This window comes from Candidatus Latescibacterota bacterium, assembly GCA_020633725.1.
Lineage (GTDB): Bacteria > Krumholzibacteriota > Krumholzibacteriia > JACNKJ01 > JACNKJ01 > VGXI01.
On the sequence record JACKDC010000001.1, the window covers coordinates 337,910 to 352,838 of the forward strand.

The window sequence follows — 14,929 nt, forward strand, 5'->3', positions numbered from 1 at the left end:
ACCCGAGGAGACGTCTTGCGCCTTTCACGTCTAGAGATGCTCGGCTTCAAGTCCTTCATGGGCAAGACCGTGCTCAACTTCGAGAGCGGGATCACCGCCGTGCTCGGGCCGAACGGCTGCGGCAAGTCGAACATCGTGGACGCCATCCGCTGGGTGCTCGGCGAGCAGAGCGCCAAGCTCCTCCGCGGCGTCAAGATGGAGAACGTGATCTTCGACGGCACCAAGCGCCGCCCGCCCATGGGCTTCGCCGAGGTCACGCTCACCTTCACCGGGGCGAGCGAGCGCTTGCCGGTGGAGTGGGACGAGATCAGCATCAAGCGCCGCGTGACGCGCGCGGGGGGCAGCGAGTACTTCCTCAACAACCAGCCCTACCGCCTGCACGAGATCAAGGATCTGCTGGCGGGCACGGGGCTCGGCAACCACGTCTACTCGATCATCGAGCTGGGCATGGTGAAGGACATCCTCTCGGAGGCCGGCGACAAGCGCCGCCTGCTCTTCGAGGAGGCCAGCGGCATCATGCGCTACAAGCTGCGGCGCAAGGAGAGCCTGGCCAAGCTCGGCGCCACCGAAGGCGACCTCACGCGACTGGACGACATCCTCGACGAGCTGGGCAAGAGCGTCCGCTCGCTGAAGTATCAGGTGGGCCGCGCGCGCAGCTACCAGCGCCTGCAGGACGAGCTCAAGGCCGCCGAGCGGCAGCACGCGGCCGAGCAGCTGCACGCGCAGTGGCAGCGTCAGCGCGCGCTGCGCCGCGACCTGGAGAGCGCGGGCGACGCGGGGCGCGCGCAGGAGGGCAAGCTGGCGGCGCTGGAGGCGTCGCTGTCGGCCGCGCAGGCCGAGCTGCTGGCCCAGGAGGAGGAGTACAAGCGCCGCCGCGACGCGCTGGAGCTGGCCACCGACGCCTACCGCAAGCGCGAGGAGGAACTGGCCGTCCTCGACGAGCGCGTGCGCGCCGAGGAGCGTCAGGCCGCGCAGATGGAGCAGGAAGCGCGCATGGCCGCCGAGGCCATCACGCGGCTCGAAGCGGACCGCGAGACGCTGGAGACCGAGCGGACGGAGCTGGAGGCCATCGCCCAGCGCCTGGAGACGGAACTCGCCGAGGCGGACGCGGCGCACGCCGCGCTGGACGCGCAGTTCGCCGAGCGCCGCAGCCTGCTCACGCGCGAGAAGCAGCTGCAGCTCGACTTCGCGCGCAGCCGGGCCGAGACCGGCGGCGAGGTGGAGCGCCTCCGCGAGCGCCTGGCGCACAGCGCGCGGCGCCGCGAGGAGCTGGCCGTCGAACGCGAAAGCCTCGAGTCCCAGCGCCAGACCCTCGCCGCCGAACTCGAAGGGCTTCGCGAGGCGGAGGCCGCCGCGGCCGCCGCGCTGCTGGCCCTGCAGAACCGCCGCGACGAGACCCGCGAGCGCCGCGAGCGCGCCGAGGCCGGCCGCAGCGAAGTGGACGCCCTGCTGCGGAACCTGGAACTGGCGGGGGAGAAGGCGTCGGCGCGGCGCGAGTTGCTGGAGCGCCTGCGCGACGAGGGCGCCGGCTACCCCGAAGGCACCCGGCGCCTGCTCGAGCGCCACGGCGGCGACGGCGCCCTGCACGGCGCGCTGGCCGACCTGCTCGACGTCGACGACGCCGACCGCCTCGCCGTGGAGTGCGCGCTGGAGCGTCTGCTCGGCGCGCTGGTGGTGGATGAAGGCCGCGGCCTCGACTGGCTGCGTCACCTGCAGGGCGAGGAGGGCGGCCGCGCCCTGCTGCTCGAGCGCGCGGACGGCGCCGCCGGGGCCGAGGCGCCCGCGCCGGCCGGACTGCGCCCGCTGCTTGCGGCGGTGCGCTGCGACGACGCCCTGCGCCCCACGCTGGAGCGCCTGCTGGGCCGTCACTACCTCGCCGCGGACGCCGGCGCCGCGCGCGCCGCGCTGGCCGGCCCGGGCGGCGAGCACCTCACCGTGGTCACGCCCGACGGTTTCGTCTTCCAGCGGGGCCTGCTGAGCGGCGGAAGCACGGGCGCCGCGGAGGGACGTCCCCTGGGGCGCGCCGCGGAAATCGCCAGCCTGGCCGAGGAGTTGGAGGCGCTGGAGCCGCAGCGGCGTCGTCTCGAAACCGCGCGCGACGAACACGCGTCCGCGCTGAGCGAGGCCCGCGCGGCGCTGGACGCCCTCGAACTCGAGCTGGGCGCGGCCCGCGCGCGCGTGGCCGAACGCGAGACCGAGCGCGCGCGCGTGGAGACGCGGCTGGCCCGCGCGGAGGAGGAGGCGCAGACCGTCGCCGACGAGGACGCCCTGCAGAGCCGCCAGGCCGAGGCCTTCCGCAGCGCGCTGAACGAGGCGGAGACGACCTTCGCCCGCCTCGCCGACGACGCGCCCAGCGAGGAGATCGATCTGCCCGCGCTGGAGCTGGAGGTGGGTGCCCTGGAACGCGAACGCGACGCGGCCCGCGCGCGCCTCGACGAGAAGCGGCTCGAGCGGACTGCCGTGCGTGGCCGTCGCGAGAATCTGCGGCTCCGCGAGGAGAATCTCGAGCGCTCGCTGGCCGGACAGTTCTCGCGCCGCGAGACCGGCGAGGCCGGCGCCGCCGCGAGCCTCGAACAGGTGACGGCCCTGCGCACCCGCGGCGCCGAGCTGCGCGGCGGCCTGGGCAGCGAGCGAGAGGGTCTCGAAGCGCGGCGCGCCGACGCCGAGGCGCTCATGGGCGGGATCACGTCGCTGCGCGAGCAGCAGGCCCAGCTGCAGGGCGAGGGGCGCAAGCTGCGCGAGGCCCAGCGCGAGAGCGAGCAGGCCGAGCACGCGCTGGAGCTCGAACTCAACACGCTGCGCGTGAAGATGGAGGACCTGCAGTCGCGGGTGCTCGAGGAGCTGGGCGTCGAGCTGGACCCCGCCGTGGATCCCGCGGCGGCCGGCGGCGGCGAGGCCGGCGTCCCCCTGATCGACGGGCAGACGCTGGGGGAGGCCGTCGCGGAGCTCAAGGACAAGCTCGCCCGCCTCGGCGTGGTGAACCTGCTGGCCCTCGAGGAGTACGAGGAGAAGAACGAGCGCTACGAGTTCCTGCTCGCGCAGAAGGACGACCTGGTCAAGGCGCGCGAGCAGCTGCTCGAGACCATCCGCACGATCAACACGGAGGCCAAGCAGCGCTTCACCGAGAGCTTCAAGGTGATCCGCGAGAACTTCATCGAGATCTTCCTCACGCTCTTCGACGGCGGCGAGGCGGACCTCAGCTTCACGGTGGATCCGGACGATCCGCTCGAGGCGGACATCGTGGTGACGGCCAAGCCCAAGGAGAAGAACATCAGCTCCGTGCAGCTGCTCTCCAGCGGCGAGAAAACCCTGACCGCGCTGTCGCTGCTCTTCGCCGTCTACCTGAGCCAGCCGAGTCCGTTCTGCGTCTTCGACGAGGTCGACGCGCCGCTGGACGACGCGAACATCGCGCGCTTCACGAAGCTCGTGGGCGAGTTCTCGAGCCGCACGCAGTTCGTGGTCATCACCCACAACAAGCGCACGATGGAGGTGGCCGGCCACCTCTACGGCGTGACGATGGAGGAGAGCGGCGTCTCGAAGCTCGTGAGCGTGGCCTTCGAGGACGTCCCCGACGAACCGGAGGGTGGCCTCGGGGCCCAGGCCGCCGTGGCGTCGTGAATCCCTTCGCCCGGCTGAAGGCCGGGCTGGGCAAGACCCGCAAGCAGCTCGTGGAGCGCGTCGGCGAGCTGTTCAGCGGCCGCGAGACGCTGAGCCCGGAAGTTTTCGAGCGGCTCGAGGAGCTGCTGATCGAGGCGGACCTGGGCGCCGAGCTCGCGCTGGACGTCACCGAGCGCACGGAGAAGCGGCTGCGCGCCGCCCGCGCCAGCGGCGACGACCTCGATGCCGTGATCGACGTCCTCCGCGACAGTCTCGCCGAAGAGCTGGGCGCCGCCGGCGCCCCGAACTCCGCGACGGATGACGACGGCGCGCTGGCGCTGGCCGGCAAGCCCCACGTCGTGCTGCTGGTGGGCGTGAACGGCGTGGGCAAGACCACGACCGCCGCCAAGCTCGCCTGGCAGCATCAGCAGCGCGGGCGCCGCGTGCTCCTCGCCGCGGGCGACACCTTCCGCGCCGCCGCCGGCGACCAGCTCGCCATCTGGGCCGAGCGCCTGGGCTGCGAGCTGGTCCGGCACGCCGACGGCGCCGATCCCGCGGCCGTGGTGCACGACGCCCTCGCCGCGGCCAAGGCGCGCGGCGTGGACGTGGTCATCGCCGACACCGCCGGCCGCCTGCACAACAAGTCGCACCTCATGGCCGAGCTGGCGAAGATCCACCGCGTCACCGCACGCGAGGTGGACGGCGCGCCCCACGAGGTGCTGCTGGTCATCGACGCCAACACGGGGCAGAACGCCATCCAGCAGTCCCGCGTCTTCAAGGAGGCCACCGAGGTGACCGGCATCGTGCTCGCCAAGCTCGACGGCACCGCGCGCGGCGGCGTGATCTTCGCCATCGGCCGCGAGCTGGGCCTGCCCGTGCGCTGGGTGGGCCTGGGCGAGGGGCTCGAGGATCTCACGCCCTTCGATCCCGACGCCTTCACCCGCGCGCTGCTCGCGAGGGACTGAGATGGACGCGCGGGCGCGGGCCTGGCGCGAGGCGCTCTTCGCCCTGCTGCTCGTGGCGCTGACGCTCGGGCTCTACTGGGGCGCGCTCCGCGTCTTCTTCAGCACCGACGACCTCCTCTTCCTCCTGCGCGCCAAGGGCGTGGAACCCTGGGCGATGGGCACGCGGCGCCTGCTGTCGGTGCGCGTCTTCTTCAGCGTCTGCTGGGCGCTCTTCGGCGAGCGGGCCGCGCTCTATCACGTGCTCATCCTGCTGCTGCACGCGCTGAACGCGTGGCTGCTGGGGCGCGTGGCCGGGCGACTGGGGCTGAGCGATCGCGGCGCGGCGCTCGCGGCGCTGCTCTTTCTCGTCTCGCCGGTGGCCTTCACGAGCCTGCACTGGATCAGCGGCGTGCAGGACGTGATGATGGCCACCTTCGCGCTGGCGGCGCTCTGGGCCTGGCTGCGCCGGGGGGCGGCGCGCGCGTGGAGCGAGTCGCTGGCGCTGGTCTTCTACCTGGCGGCGATCCTGAGCAAGGAGGCGGCCTTCCTGCTTCCGGTGGCCGCCGTGCTGTTGCCGGGCGAGTCGCGGGCGCGCCGCCTGCGCGCGATGCTCGCCTTCGCGCCGGGCCTCGTACTGCTCTACACCGGCGGCGCCTTCGTCGGCAAGCCCGAGAATAACCCCTACGCCACCGCCTACGGGCTCAACGTGATCTGGAATGCGTTCACCTACAGCGCCTGGCTCGTCCGCTGCTGGACGCCCTTCCCGGACATCACCCCGGTGTTCCAGCCGGCCCTCTGGCGATGGGGACTCGCGCTCCCTCTACTCCTGGCCTTCCTCGCCTGGTATCGCTGGCGGGAGTGGGCGCCCTGGATCGGGCGCGCCAGCCTGATGGCCCTGCTGCTCCTGGCGCCCGTGCTGCCGCTGGTGCGTCACAGCTACCTCTACTACCTCTACCTGCCGCTGGCGCCGCTCTGGCTGCTGGCCGCGGCGGGGCTGGAGCGTCTGCCCGCGCGATTCGCGCTGGCGAGCTTCGCCGTGCCGCTCGCGCTGCTGGGGCTGACGGCCTGGCGCATGGACGCGCGCGCGGCGCTGCTCCTCGAAGGCAAGCTGCAGGCCGATCCGATGCTGCGCTACGGCAAGATCGTCGAGGACGCGGTCCGCTCCCTCCGCGCGGCCGAGAAGGCGCCTGCGGGGGACGTGCTGGTGGTGGCGGCCGTGCCGGGCGAGGCTGTGGATCTCGCGGTGGGGCTCGAGGAGGGACCCAACACGCGGCGCATGCTCTTCTTCCCCGTGGACAAGGCCTTCTACGGCGGCAGGGTGCTGCCCGTCTTCTTCCCCAAGCTGCGCAGCTGGCGCGTGGTGGAGGCCCTGCCCGGCGCGGCGAGCCCGGACACCAGCTGGGTCAACAGCGAGATCTACGCGCTGACGGGGACCAGCGACTTCCTCTACCTGGGCCGAGGCGAACTCGGCCGCCGCCGCTTCACGCAGCTCCTCTTCCAGTGGAACTACTTCCCCCGGGCGATTCGCGAGGTGGAGGTGATGCTGACGCGGCACCCGCAGGATCCCGATCTGCTCTACGACCGCGGCGTGCTGGCGCTGGCGACGGGCGACGGCGCCACCGCCGCCGCAGTGGGCCAGCGCCTGCGCGAGCTGGTGGAGGCGGAGACCACGCCGGGCGACGCCGCGGCCGCGCTCAGGGACTACGAGGCCGCCCTGCGCGCGGGCGGCCAGCAGCGCTAGCGGCGCAGGGCCGTGCGGGCGTCGATCTTGCGGGCGATGCGGTACTCGTCGAGCGGATCGCTATCGGGCACGGGCTTCACGTCGAGCGCCTCCACGCCCTCGGGCCGCCAGTAGTCCACGCGCAGACGCTCGTCGTCCCGTCCCTTGCCGTAGCGCGCCACGATCGCCGCCATCCGCTCGCGCAGCGCGCGATCGGGCGGCGCCGCGCCCGGGTGGACGTGGACGTAGGCCAGCGGCCCGGACACGTCCGGCGCCTCGACGAAGGGCCCCTCGGGGAAGAAGGTGCGCAGGAAGTTGTTCTCGGGCTCGTCGCGACCGATCACCATCTTGAGGCCCGGCGTCAGCCGGAAGTGGCGTCCGACCTTGAGCAGGAGGACGTCCCGCGGCGTCGGGCGCTGGTCCGCGGGCAGGTGCCTGAGCAGGTCGACGAAACGCGAGGCGTAGACCTCGTCGGTGAGGTAGCAGCAGCCGCCGGCGGGGGCGGGCGTGTCCGTCAGTCCGGCCGCGTCCGCCAGCCGCATCTGCGGCTTGCGCGTGCGTCCCTGCAGGCGCAGCAGGCGCTCGCGGTCCACCCAGCCGTGCCGCTCCGGCAGCGTGGGCGCCAGGAGCCGCGCGGAGAGCGGCCGCAGCAGCAGGCCCTCCAGGCCGCTCTCGCGCTCGATGAGCTGCATGGCCCGCAGGTGCTGGCTCATGGGCCGCTGGCCCAGCACCTCGCCGGTGAAGACGAAGTCGGCGCCCTCCTCGTCCATGATCGCGCGCGCGGCGCGCAGCATGTAGCCCCGGCAGTCGATGCAGGGGTTCATGTTCGCGCCGTAGCCGTGGCGTGGCTTGAGGATGACGTCCATGTAGTCGCTGGACACGTCGACGATGCGCACGGGGATCTCGAGATCGGCGCCGGCGCGCAGCGCCTCGTTGCGCAGGCGTTTCTCGTCCTGCGTCTTGCCCATGGCGCCCATCGCGCGATGGTGATCGCTGCGGCAGAACCCGGTGGAGAAGTTCACGCCCAGCACCTCGACGCCCTGTTCGGCGATCACGTGAGCGGCGAGGGTGCTGTCGAGGCCGCCCGAGATGAGGCCGATGGCCTTGACCGGACGGCCGTCCTCCTTGAGGCGGCGGGGGATCGGTGGCATCAGGCGCGCTCTCCCGTCTTCATGATGAGCACCCGGATCAGCCGGCCCTCCTCGCGGACCTCCAGCAGGCGCTGGCGGTGGGCGCGGCACCAGGCGGGCAGGTCCAGCTTGACGCCCACGTCATCGGCGAGCACCTCGAGCACCTCGCCGGCGCCGAGCTGGCGCATGGCGGCGTCGGTGTCGATGACGGGGCGCGGACAGTAGGTGCCGCGGGTGTCCAGCTGCCGCGTGGGCGCGGGGGTCTCGCTCATGGGGCTGCTCCCGGAGTGAAGGTGGCGTGAAGGTGTCGCGGAAGTAGTTTAACACTTCTCGCCGAGAATGCACGCGAGCCGCCGCGGCGCGCGCCGCGCAATCGGAGCACGGGGTCCGAAGGCCCGCACTCAGGGCGGGCGCGACCCCTAGCGTGAAGCTGTTGGACTGAGCAGTCGCGGCTCTGAGGGCTGCCTTACGCCTTCCCCCGACTGATCGAAGACAACGGCTCGGCCGTGCAGCCGCAACCCCAGGTACTCCGCGGCCGTTCTGCTCGAGCTGTGACCTTCCGCCACCGTGACGGTGATGCCCACCACCGCGCGAGCGCCGTAGGCGGCAGCATCGTTGCGCATTCTCAGGATGCCCTCCCGCACGACGTCCATCAACCTCTCGTCCAGGTCGGCCCACTGCACTCCAGCCACGGCACTGGGAGCCTCGTAGACCTTCCAGTTCGGCGCATAGGCCAGCATGTGATCGAATCGTCCCAGCACGAAGGGCCGTCCAAGGTCCTCCTCCAGGGAGACTGGCGAGTCGGGCACGAGCTGCCCGATCAGGTCGGGGTGAATGTAGCGGTAGGGGACTTCGTCTTGCATGAGGATCGGGTAGACGGACACGCTCTCGGGAATCTCGAGATCGATGCGCCGTTCGAGGTCGGCCACGGTCGCAAGCACGAGCCGCACCTCTTCGGGCGCGACGGCGGGCAGCCGCGTCGTGTAGGCATAGAAGTCGAGGTCGGTCTTCTGCTTGTCGCTCACGGCGACACCGATTTCGACTCGCCGCTGCGTGCACCCCGCGAACACGCTGACAGCGGCAATGATAAGGAGTCCCCACACCTTTGGCATGCCACACCCCCCTGAAGGCAAACGCAGACCATTCGGATTCGACCTGCGCCATAATGCCCCGAGATGGGGGGGGGAGGTCAAGCTGGCAGCGAGGGGGAAGCTTTGGCACCCGCCCCCGGGGGCGGGTCACTCGTAGCGCAGGGCCTCGATGGGATCCAGCAGCGATGCCTTGCGGGCCGGCCAGAAGCCGAAGAACACGCCCACCGCGGCCGCGAACAGGAAGGCGACGACCACCGCCCCGGGCGGCACCAGCACCGGCCAGTGCGCGAAACGCGCCACGAGCTTCGCCGCCACGACGCCGAGCCCGATCCCCGCCAGCCCGCCGAGCGAGGCGAGCACCACGCTCTCGGCGAGGAACTGGATCAGGATGTGCCAGCCCTTCGCGCCCACGGCCATGCGGATGCCGATCTCGCGCGTGCGCTCGGTGACCGAGACCAGCATGATGTTCATGATGCCGATGCCGCCCACCAGCAGCGACACCGAGGCGATGGCGGCCAGCAGAATTCGCATCACCCGCGACGTGGAGCCCATGACGCTGGCGATGTCCTGCTGCGTGCGCACCGTGAAGTCGTCATCCACGCCGGCCGGCAGGCGGTGGCGCTGGCGCAGCAGCGCCGAGATCTCGCTCACGGCCTCGTCCAGGTCGTCCGCGCTCGTCGCCGAGGCCAGGATCATGGACAGCTTGGTCTGCCCCGAGAGCCGCTTCATCACGGTGGTGTAGGGGAGGATGATCACGTCGTCCTGGTCGCGGCCCCAGCTGTTCTGCCCCTTTTCCTCCAGCACCCCGATCACGGTGAAGGGCATCTTCTTGATGCGCACGATCTGTCCCACCGGGTCCGCGCCCTGGAAGAGCTGCTCGGCCACCGTGCGGCCGAGCACGGCGACCTTGGCCGTGCTGCGCACGGCCGACGCGCCGAAGCCCGTGCCTTCGACCACGGGCCACTTGCGGATGTCGAAGTAGTCGCTGTCGCCGCCCAGGAAGCTCGTGGACCAGTTCTCGTTGCCGTAGACGACCATGCCGCCCGACTGGGCGACGGGGCTCAGCATCGTGACCAGGGGCACCTGCTGCTCGATGGCCGCGGCGTCCTCCTCGGTGAGCGTCGAGCTGCTGCCCGCGCCGAAGTGCCGGCCGCCGCCGGCGAAGGAGCCGGGGAAGACGTTGATCAGGTTGTCGCCCAGGGCCGAGATCTGCGACTGCACCAGGTTCGAGGCCCCCTCGCCGATGCCCACCATCGCGATCACGGCGCCCACGCCGATGACGATGCCGAGCACGGTGAGCGCCGAGCGCATCGTGTTGCGCGCGATCGAGCGCAGCGCGGCCTTGAGCAGCAGCAGGAGCCGCGGCATCTCAGAACCTCCTCGCGCCGGGGCCAGGCAACACCACCGCGCTGGCCGGGGGCAGGTGTCGTAGCTCCTCCTCCGCGTCGCGCGGCCGGTCGATGCGGTGGTCCTCCACCACCAGGCCATCGCGGAGCACGATCACGCGGCCGGCGTACTCGGCGATGTCGGTCTCGTGCGTGATCAGCACCACCGTCATGCCGCGGCGGTTCAGCGTCTGGAAGACCTGCATCACCTCCACGGACGTGCGCGTGTCCAGGTTGCCGGTGGGCTCGTCGGCGAGTAAGAGGGCGGGATCGTTGACCAGCGCGCGGGCCACGGCCACGCGCTGCTGCTGTCCGCCCGAGAGCTGGCTGGGGATGTGCCGCGCCCGGTCGGCCAGCCCCACCTGCTCCAGGCAGGCCAGGGCCCGCTCCTCGAGCCGCTTCCCGCCGCCCGCGCTGTAGACCAGCGGCAGCGCGACGTTCTCCAGTGCGCTGGTGCGCGCGAGCAGGTTGAAGCTCTGGAAGACGAAGCCGATCTTCCGGTTGCGGATCTCGGCCAGGCGGTCGCGGCCGAGCGCGCTGACGTCCTCGCCGTCGAGGAGGTAGCTGCCCGCGCTGGGCCGGTCGAGACAGCCGACGATGTTCATCAGCGTGGACTTGCCGCTGCCCGACGCGCCCATGATGGCCACCAGTTCGCCGGCGCGCACGTCCAGCGAGACGCCGCGGAGCGCGGCCACCTGGCTGGCGCCGCGGCCGTAGACCTTGACCAGATCGCGGAGCGCGATCACCACGTTCCCGCGCGCGGCACTCTCCTGCGTCGCCATGGCGCCCCCTAGCGCGAGCGGCCGCCGGGCGGGCGCGGCATGAAGGGGTTCACGGTGTCGTTCGCTCCGCCCGCCTTGCCGCCGCGGTCCAGGGACAGCAGCACGGGCAGGCCCTCGGCGAGTCCGTCGCCGCTGACGGCGGTCCAGGTGCCGTCGCTCAGGCCGGGCTTCACGCGCAGCGGCTCCGGCGTCCCGTCGGGGCCGAGGCCGTAGAGCGTGGCGCCGCCGCGGCCGTTCTCGGCGCTCGCGGGCGGCGCGCCGGCGGGACGAAAGCGGAGCGCCATGGCGGGCACGCGGAGCACGTCGCGGGCGGCGTCCACGAGGATGCTCACGTTGGCCGTCATGCCGGGCAGCAGCTTGAGCTCGGGATTCTGCACGCGGATCACCACGGTGTAGGTGACGACGTTGGACACGGTCTCCGGCGCGAGGCGGATCTGGTGCACCACGCCCTCGAAGGCGAGGGTCGGGTAGGCGTCCACGGTGAAGCTTGCCGGCTGGCCTTCGCGCACGGCGCCGATGTCGGCCTCGTCCACGGCCGCTTCGAGCTGCATCTGGGTGAGGTCCTGGGCGATGGTGAAGAGCGTGGGCGCCGACAGCGAGGCCGCCACGGTCTGGCCCACGTCGACGTCCCGCGAGACCACGACCCCGTCGATGGGCGACTCGATCGTGGCGTAGCGGAGGTTGGTGGCGGCGCGGTCGAGGGCGGCGCGGGCGGCGTCCACGCCGGCGCGGGCGGCGTCCACCGCGGTGAGGGAGGCGTCGAGGTCCGCCTGGGCGACGAGCCCCTCCGCCGCCAGGGGCGCCGTGCGGGAACTGTCCCGCAGCGCCTGGCGCAGCTCCACCTGGGCGCGCTGGAGGTCCGCGCGGTTCTGGGCGACCTGGGCGGCGAGGAAGGTCGGGTCGAGCTGGGCCAGCTTCTGTCCCTCGCGCACGCGGTCGTTGTAGTCGGCGTAGAGCGCCGCGATGGTCCCGCTCACCTGGCTGCCCACCTGAACGGTGGTCACGGGATTCAAGGTGCCGGTGGCCGCGACCCTGACCTCCACGTCGCCGCGACCCAGCGGCTCGCTGCGGTAGCGCGGCGCGCTGTCGCCGTCCGCCCGCAGTCGCCAGCCCACGAGGCCCGCGCCGATCACGACGAGGACCAGCAGCCACCACAGTCGTCGTCCACGCATCGCTCCTCCTTGGGTGCCCAGCCAGGGGATGCCCGGCGCGGCATGAACGCCGCTCGAGCGCTCGCGTTCCGCGCCGGCGACCCCACGACACCCGGCGGACGAAAAAGGCGGCATCCCTTCCCCTTGTGACCCGCCCGCCCCTGCGCTAGAGTCCCGCGACCATGAGCCGACGGAGGAAACCATGCGGATCAAGCTGTTTCACGGCGCCCTCGCGGCGCTGCTGGCCGTCCTGGCGCTACTGGGGCTCGGGGGAGGGGCGGCGGTGAGCGCCGCGATCGTCACCCAGACGGTGGACTACAGCCAGGGCGACACGGCCCTGGAGGGCTTTCTGGCCTACGACGACGCGCAGACCGGCCCGCGGCCGGGCGTGCTCGTCGTGCACCAGTGGATGGGGCTCACCGACAACGAGCGCATGCGCTCGCGGATGCTCGCGGAGCTTGGGTACGTCGCCTTCGCCGCGGACATCTACGGCAAGGACGTGCGGCCCGCCGACCGCGGCGCGGCGGCGCAGGAGTCCGGCAAGTACATGAACGACCGGGCGCTCTACCGCACGCGGCTGGCCGCCGCGCTGGATCAGCTGCGGCGCGACCCGCGGGTCGACCCCGCGCGGATCGCGGTGGTCGGCTACTGCTTCGGCGGGACCGGCGCGCTGGAGCTGGCGCGCTCGGGCGCGGACATCGCCGGCGCGGTGAGCTTCCACGGCGGGCTCTCGAACCCGGACCCGGCCTCGGCGCGCAACATCAAGGCGAAGGTGCTGGTCTGCCAGGGAGCGATCGACCCCTACGCGAAGCTCAGCGACCTGCAGCGCTTCGTGGACGAGATGGAGGCCGGCCACATCGACTACCAGGTGGTCGTCTACTCGGGCGCGGTGCACGCCTTCACGCAGCGCGAGGCCGGCGACGACACCTCGGCCGGCGCGGCCTACGACGCGGCGGCGGACCGGCGCTCGTGGGAGGCCATGCGGGCGCTGTTCGAGGAGATCTTCGACTAGGAACACGGGGGTCGTTCGGGCGAGCGGTCCCGCGGCGGCGCGCGGCTTGCTTGACAGCCGTGAGGCCCTGCCGTTTATTGGGGCCAGCCTTCGGGGCGGGGTGGAATTCCCCACCGGCGGTGACGGCGACCCGGGATCCGGGCGCCGAAGCCCGCGAGCGGCGCGAGCCGCAGATCCGGTGCGATTCCGGGGCCGACGGTCACAGTCCGGATGGGAGAAGGCTGTCAGGCGCCACCGTGCGTCCGCGTCCTCCCATGCCCCGGGGTCCCGCCCCGGTGTTTTCGTATCCGGGGCGAGGGGGGGAACCGTGAGCGCGAACGCGAACAGCATCCGCCCGGGCGACGAGGACCGCCGCTGGCTGCTGCGCAGCCTGGAGCTGGCGGCCCGGGGCGGCGTGGCCCTGCGACCCAACCCCCGCGTGGGCGCGGTGCTCGTCAAGGACGGCCGCGTGATCGGCGAGGGCTGGCACGCCCGCCTGGGCGGCCCGCACGCCGAGCGCGAAGCGCTGGCCGCCTGCGCCGAGGACCCCCGCGGCGCCACGCTCTACGTCTCGCTCGAACCCTGCCACCGCCACGGACGCACGCCGCCCTGCACCGAGGCCATTCTCGCCGCGGGCATCGCGCGGGTGGTCTACGCGCTGGAGGACCCCAATCCCGGCGAGCGCGGCGTGAGCCATCGCCTGCTGGCCGAGGCCGGCGTGGCCGTGGAGGGCGGCCTGCTGGCAGAGGAGGCCGCGGCGCAGAATCCCGCCTACGTGCACCGGCAGCGCACGGGACGTCCCCTGGTCACGCTGAAGAGCGCGGCCAGCCTGAACGGCCTGCTGGCGCGCGCCGACGGCAGCTCGCGCTGGATCACGGGCGAGGCCGCGCGGCGCGAGGGGCATCGCCTGCGCGCGCGCGCCATGGGCGTGGCGGTGGGCGGCGAGACGGCGCGGCTGGACCGGCCGCGCTTCGACCTCCGACTGCTCCCCGACAGCGAGAGCGCCGGGGCCGCGGCGCCCCGGCCGGTGGTCTTCGACGGCGAGGCGTTGCGCACGCCCGCCGATCTCGGCTACCCCGACCGTCAGCCGCTGCTGCTCTTGCCCGCGGGCGTGGAGGCGCCGGCGCACAGCCGGGCCGGCTGGCGCGTGCGCGGCGTGCCCCGCGGCGACGGCGGCCTGGACCTCGACGCCGCGCTGCGCGAGCTCGCCGCGGACGAGGAACTCGACAGCCTGCTCGTCGAGGGCGGGGGTCGGCTGCTGTCGGCCTTCCTGCGGGCGGGCCTCTGGGAGCGCTGGGAGCTCTTCGTGGCGCCGCGCCTGTTGCCGGCCGACGGACGTCCCCTCTGGACCGAGCTCGCCGCGCGCGATGGCCTGCGCGTGGAGCGGGTGCGGAGCGTGGGGGCAGACCTGCAGATCACCCTGCTGCCGCCGGCGCCGGCCGGCGCGGACGAGGAGGCCTGAATGTTCACGGGGATCGTGGAGACCCTGGGCCGTGTCACCGCCGCGCTGCCGGAGGCCGGGGGACGTCGCCTGGAGATCGCGGCGCCGCCCTTCGCCGGCGGCCTGGCGCTGGGGGATTCGGTGGCCATCGCCGGAGCCTGCCAGACCGTCACCGCGCTGGACGGGGACCGCTTCAGCGTCTTCGCCATGGGCGAGACCCTGCGCGCGACCACGCTCGGCGCGCTGAAGGTGGGCGACGCGGTGAACCTCGAGCGCGCGCTCACGCCCACGAGCCGGCTGGGGGGGCACTTCGTCAGCGGGCACGTGGACGGCGTGGGCCGGGTGGAGGCCGTCACGCCGGAGCCCGGCTGGACCACGCTGCGCCTGAGCATGGAGCTCGAGCTGCTCGAACAGCTCGTCCCCAAGGGGTCGATCGCGGTGGACGGCGTCTCGCTCACCGTGGGCCCCGAGCTCGAGGACGACGGCTGCGAGATCTACCTCATCCCGCACACGCTCGGCGAGACCACGCTCGGCGCGCTGAAGCCCGGCGACGCGGTGAACCTGGAGACGGATCTCCTCGGCAAGTACGTGCAGCGCTACATCCAGCAGGGCGAGGGCGGCGACGGACGCCTCCTGGGCCTGCTGATGGAGCAGGGATTCCTGAACAAGGGCAAAGGCCAGCGCTGACAGACGCGAC

Annotated in this window: 12 protein-coding genes and 1 riboswitch; of the genes, 6 read left to right on the forward strand and 6 right to left on the reverse strand. The window is 72.6% G+C overall.

Features of this window, described 5'->3' with window-relative positions; genetic code table 11:
- Positions 1-15: 15 nt before the first annotated feature.
- The 3 genes from smc to H6693_01500 are packed head-to-tail and all read left to right on the forward strand — an operon-like array spanning position 16 to position 6,282.
- Entirely contained in the window at positions 16-3,618 is a 3,603-nt protein-coding gene (gene smc / locus H6693_01490; protein MCB9514846.1) for a chromosome segregation protein SMC, read from the forward strand.
- On the forward strand, positions 3,615-4,562 hold the full coding sequence (ftsY, locus tag H6693_01495; protein MCB9514847.1) for a signal recognition particle-docking protein FtsY: 948 nt from the start codon (positions 3,615-3,617) through the stop codon (positions 4,560-4,562). Before smc ends, ftsY begins: the two co-directional genes overlap by 4 nt.
- 1 nt (position 4,563) lies before the next feature.
- Positions 4,564-6,282 (forward strand): hypothetical protein, encoded by a 1,719-nt coding sequence (locus H6693_01500; GenBank protein MCB9514848.1) that lies wholly within the window; start codon positions 4,564-4,566, stop codon positions 6,280-6,282.
- On the opposite strand, the gene H6693_01505 is transcribed toward H6693_01500, so the two are convergent.
- The 6 genes from H6693_01505 to H6693_01530 all read right to left on the reverse strand — a co-directional run bounded on the left by H6693_01505 (position 6,279) and on the right by H6693_01530 (position 11,821).
- Positions 6,279-7,412 carry a thiamine biosynthesis protein gene (locus H6693_01505; protein MCB9514849.1) on the reverse strand — a complete coding sequence of 378 codons (1,134 nt, stop codon included), beginning with the start codon at positions 7,410-7,412 and terminating at the stop codon, positions 6,279-6,281. The two genes, H6693_01500 and H6693_01505, sit on opposite strands and share 4 nt — an antisense overlap.
- Positions 7,412-7,663, reverse strand: a complete 252-nt coding sequence (locus tag H6693_01510) for a sulfurtransferase TusA family protein (GenBank protein MCB9514850.1) — start codon at positions 7,661-7,663, stop codon at positions 7,412-7,414. Before H6693_01510 ends, H6693_01505 begins: the two co-directional genes overlap by 1 nt.
- 147 nt (positions 7,664-7,810) lie before the next feature.
- Complete coding sequence (locus tag H6693_01515) at positions 7,811-8,416, reverse strand: hypothetical protein (protein ID MCB9514851.1); 606 nt, start codon at positions 8,414-8,416, stop codon at positions 7,811-7,813.
- A gap of 213 nt (positions 8,417-8,629) precedes the next feature.
- Entirely contained in the window at positions 8,630-9,850 is a 1,221-nt protein-coding gene (locus H6693_01520; GenBank protein ID MCB9514852.1) for an ABC transporter permease, read from the reverse strand.
- A gap of 1 nt (position 9,851) precedes the next feature.
- The gene (locus tag H6693_01525) at positions 9,852-10,649 is read right to left on the reverse strand and encodes an ABC transporter ATP-binding protein (protein MCB9514853.1); all 798 of its coding nucleotides are present in this window, start codon (positions 10,647-10,649) and stop codon (positions 9,852-9,854) included.
- Positions 10,650-10,657: 8 nt separating this feature from the next.
- Positions 10,658-11,821: an efflux RND transporter periplasmic adaptor subunit gene (locus H6693_01530; GenBank protein ID MCB9514854.1), complete on the reverse strand. Its 1,164-nt coding sequence runs from the start codon at positions 11,819-11,821 to the stop codon at positions 10,658-10,660.
- A gap of 181 nt (positions 11,822-12,002) precedes the next feature.
- On the opposite strand from H6693_01530, the gene H6693_01535 reads away from it, so the two are divergent.
- From H6693_01535 to H6693_01545, 3 genes are all read left to right on the forward strand, one after another.
- A complete protein-coding gene (locus H6693_01535) occupies positions 12,003-12,812 on the forward strand; it encodes a dienelactone hydrolase family protein (GenBank protein ID MCB9514855.1) in 810 nt (269 codons plus the stop codon).
- Between the two features lie 82 nt (positions 12,813-12,894).
- A riboswitch (FMN riboswitch) is annotated at positions 12,895-13,038 on the forward strand.
- Between the two features lie 81 nt (positions 13,039-13,119).
- Complete coding sequence (gene ribD / locus H6693_01540) at positions 13,120-14,253, forward strand: bifunctional diaminohydroxyphosphoribosylaminopyrimidine deaminase/5-amino-6-(5-phosphoribosylamino)uracil reductase RibD (GenBank protein MCB9514856.1); 1,134 nt, start codon at positions 13,120-13,122, stop codon at positions 14,251-14,253.
- On the forward strand, positions 14,254-14,919 hold the full coding sequence (locus tag H6693_01545) for a riboflavin synthase (GenBank protein MCB9514857.1): 666 nt from the start codon (positions 14,254-14,256) through the stop codon (positions 14,917-14,919).
- The last annotated feature ends 10 nt before the right edge of the window (positions 14,920-14,929 follow it).

Bases quoted from the DNA above. Each gene is read 5' to 3' on its own strand.
- H6693_01510 (MCB9514850.1), bottom strand. From the start codon at position 7,663: ATGAGCGAGACCCCCGCGCCCACGCGGCAGCTGGACACCCGCGGCACC.
- H6693_01525 (MCB9514853.1), bottom strand. From the start codon at position 10,649: ATGGCGACGCAGGAGAGTGCCGCGCGCGGGAACGTGGTGATCGCGCTC.
- H6693_01535 (MCB9514855.1), top strand. From the start codon at position 12,003: ATGCGGATCAAGCTGTTTCACGGCGCCCTCGCGGCGCTGCTGGCCGTC.
- H6693_01505 (MCB9514849.1), bottom strand. From the start codon at position 7,412: ATGCCACCGATCCCCCGCCGCCTCAAGGAGGACGGCCGTCCGGTCAAG.
- H6693_01545 (MCB9514857.1), top strand. From the start codon at position 14,254: ATGTTCACGGGGATCGTGGAGACCCTGGGCCGTGTCACCGCCGCGCTG.
- H6693_01500 (MCB9514848.1), top strand. From the start codon at position 4,564: ATGGACGCGCGGGCGCGGGCCTGGCGCGAGGCGCTCTTCGCCCTGCTG.
- H6693_01520 (MCB9514852.1), bottom strand. From the start codon at position 9,850: ATGCCGCGGCTCCTGCTGCTGCTCAAGGCCGCGCTGCGCTCGATCGCG.
- H6693_01530 (MCB9514854.1), bottom strand. From the start codon at position 11,821: ATGCGTGGACGACGACTGTGGTGGCTGCTGGTCCTCGTCGTGATCGGC.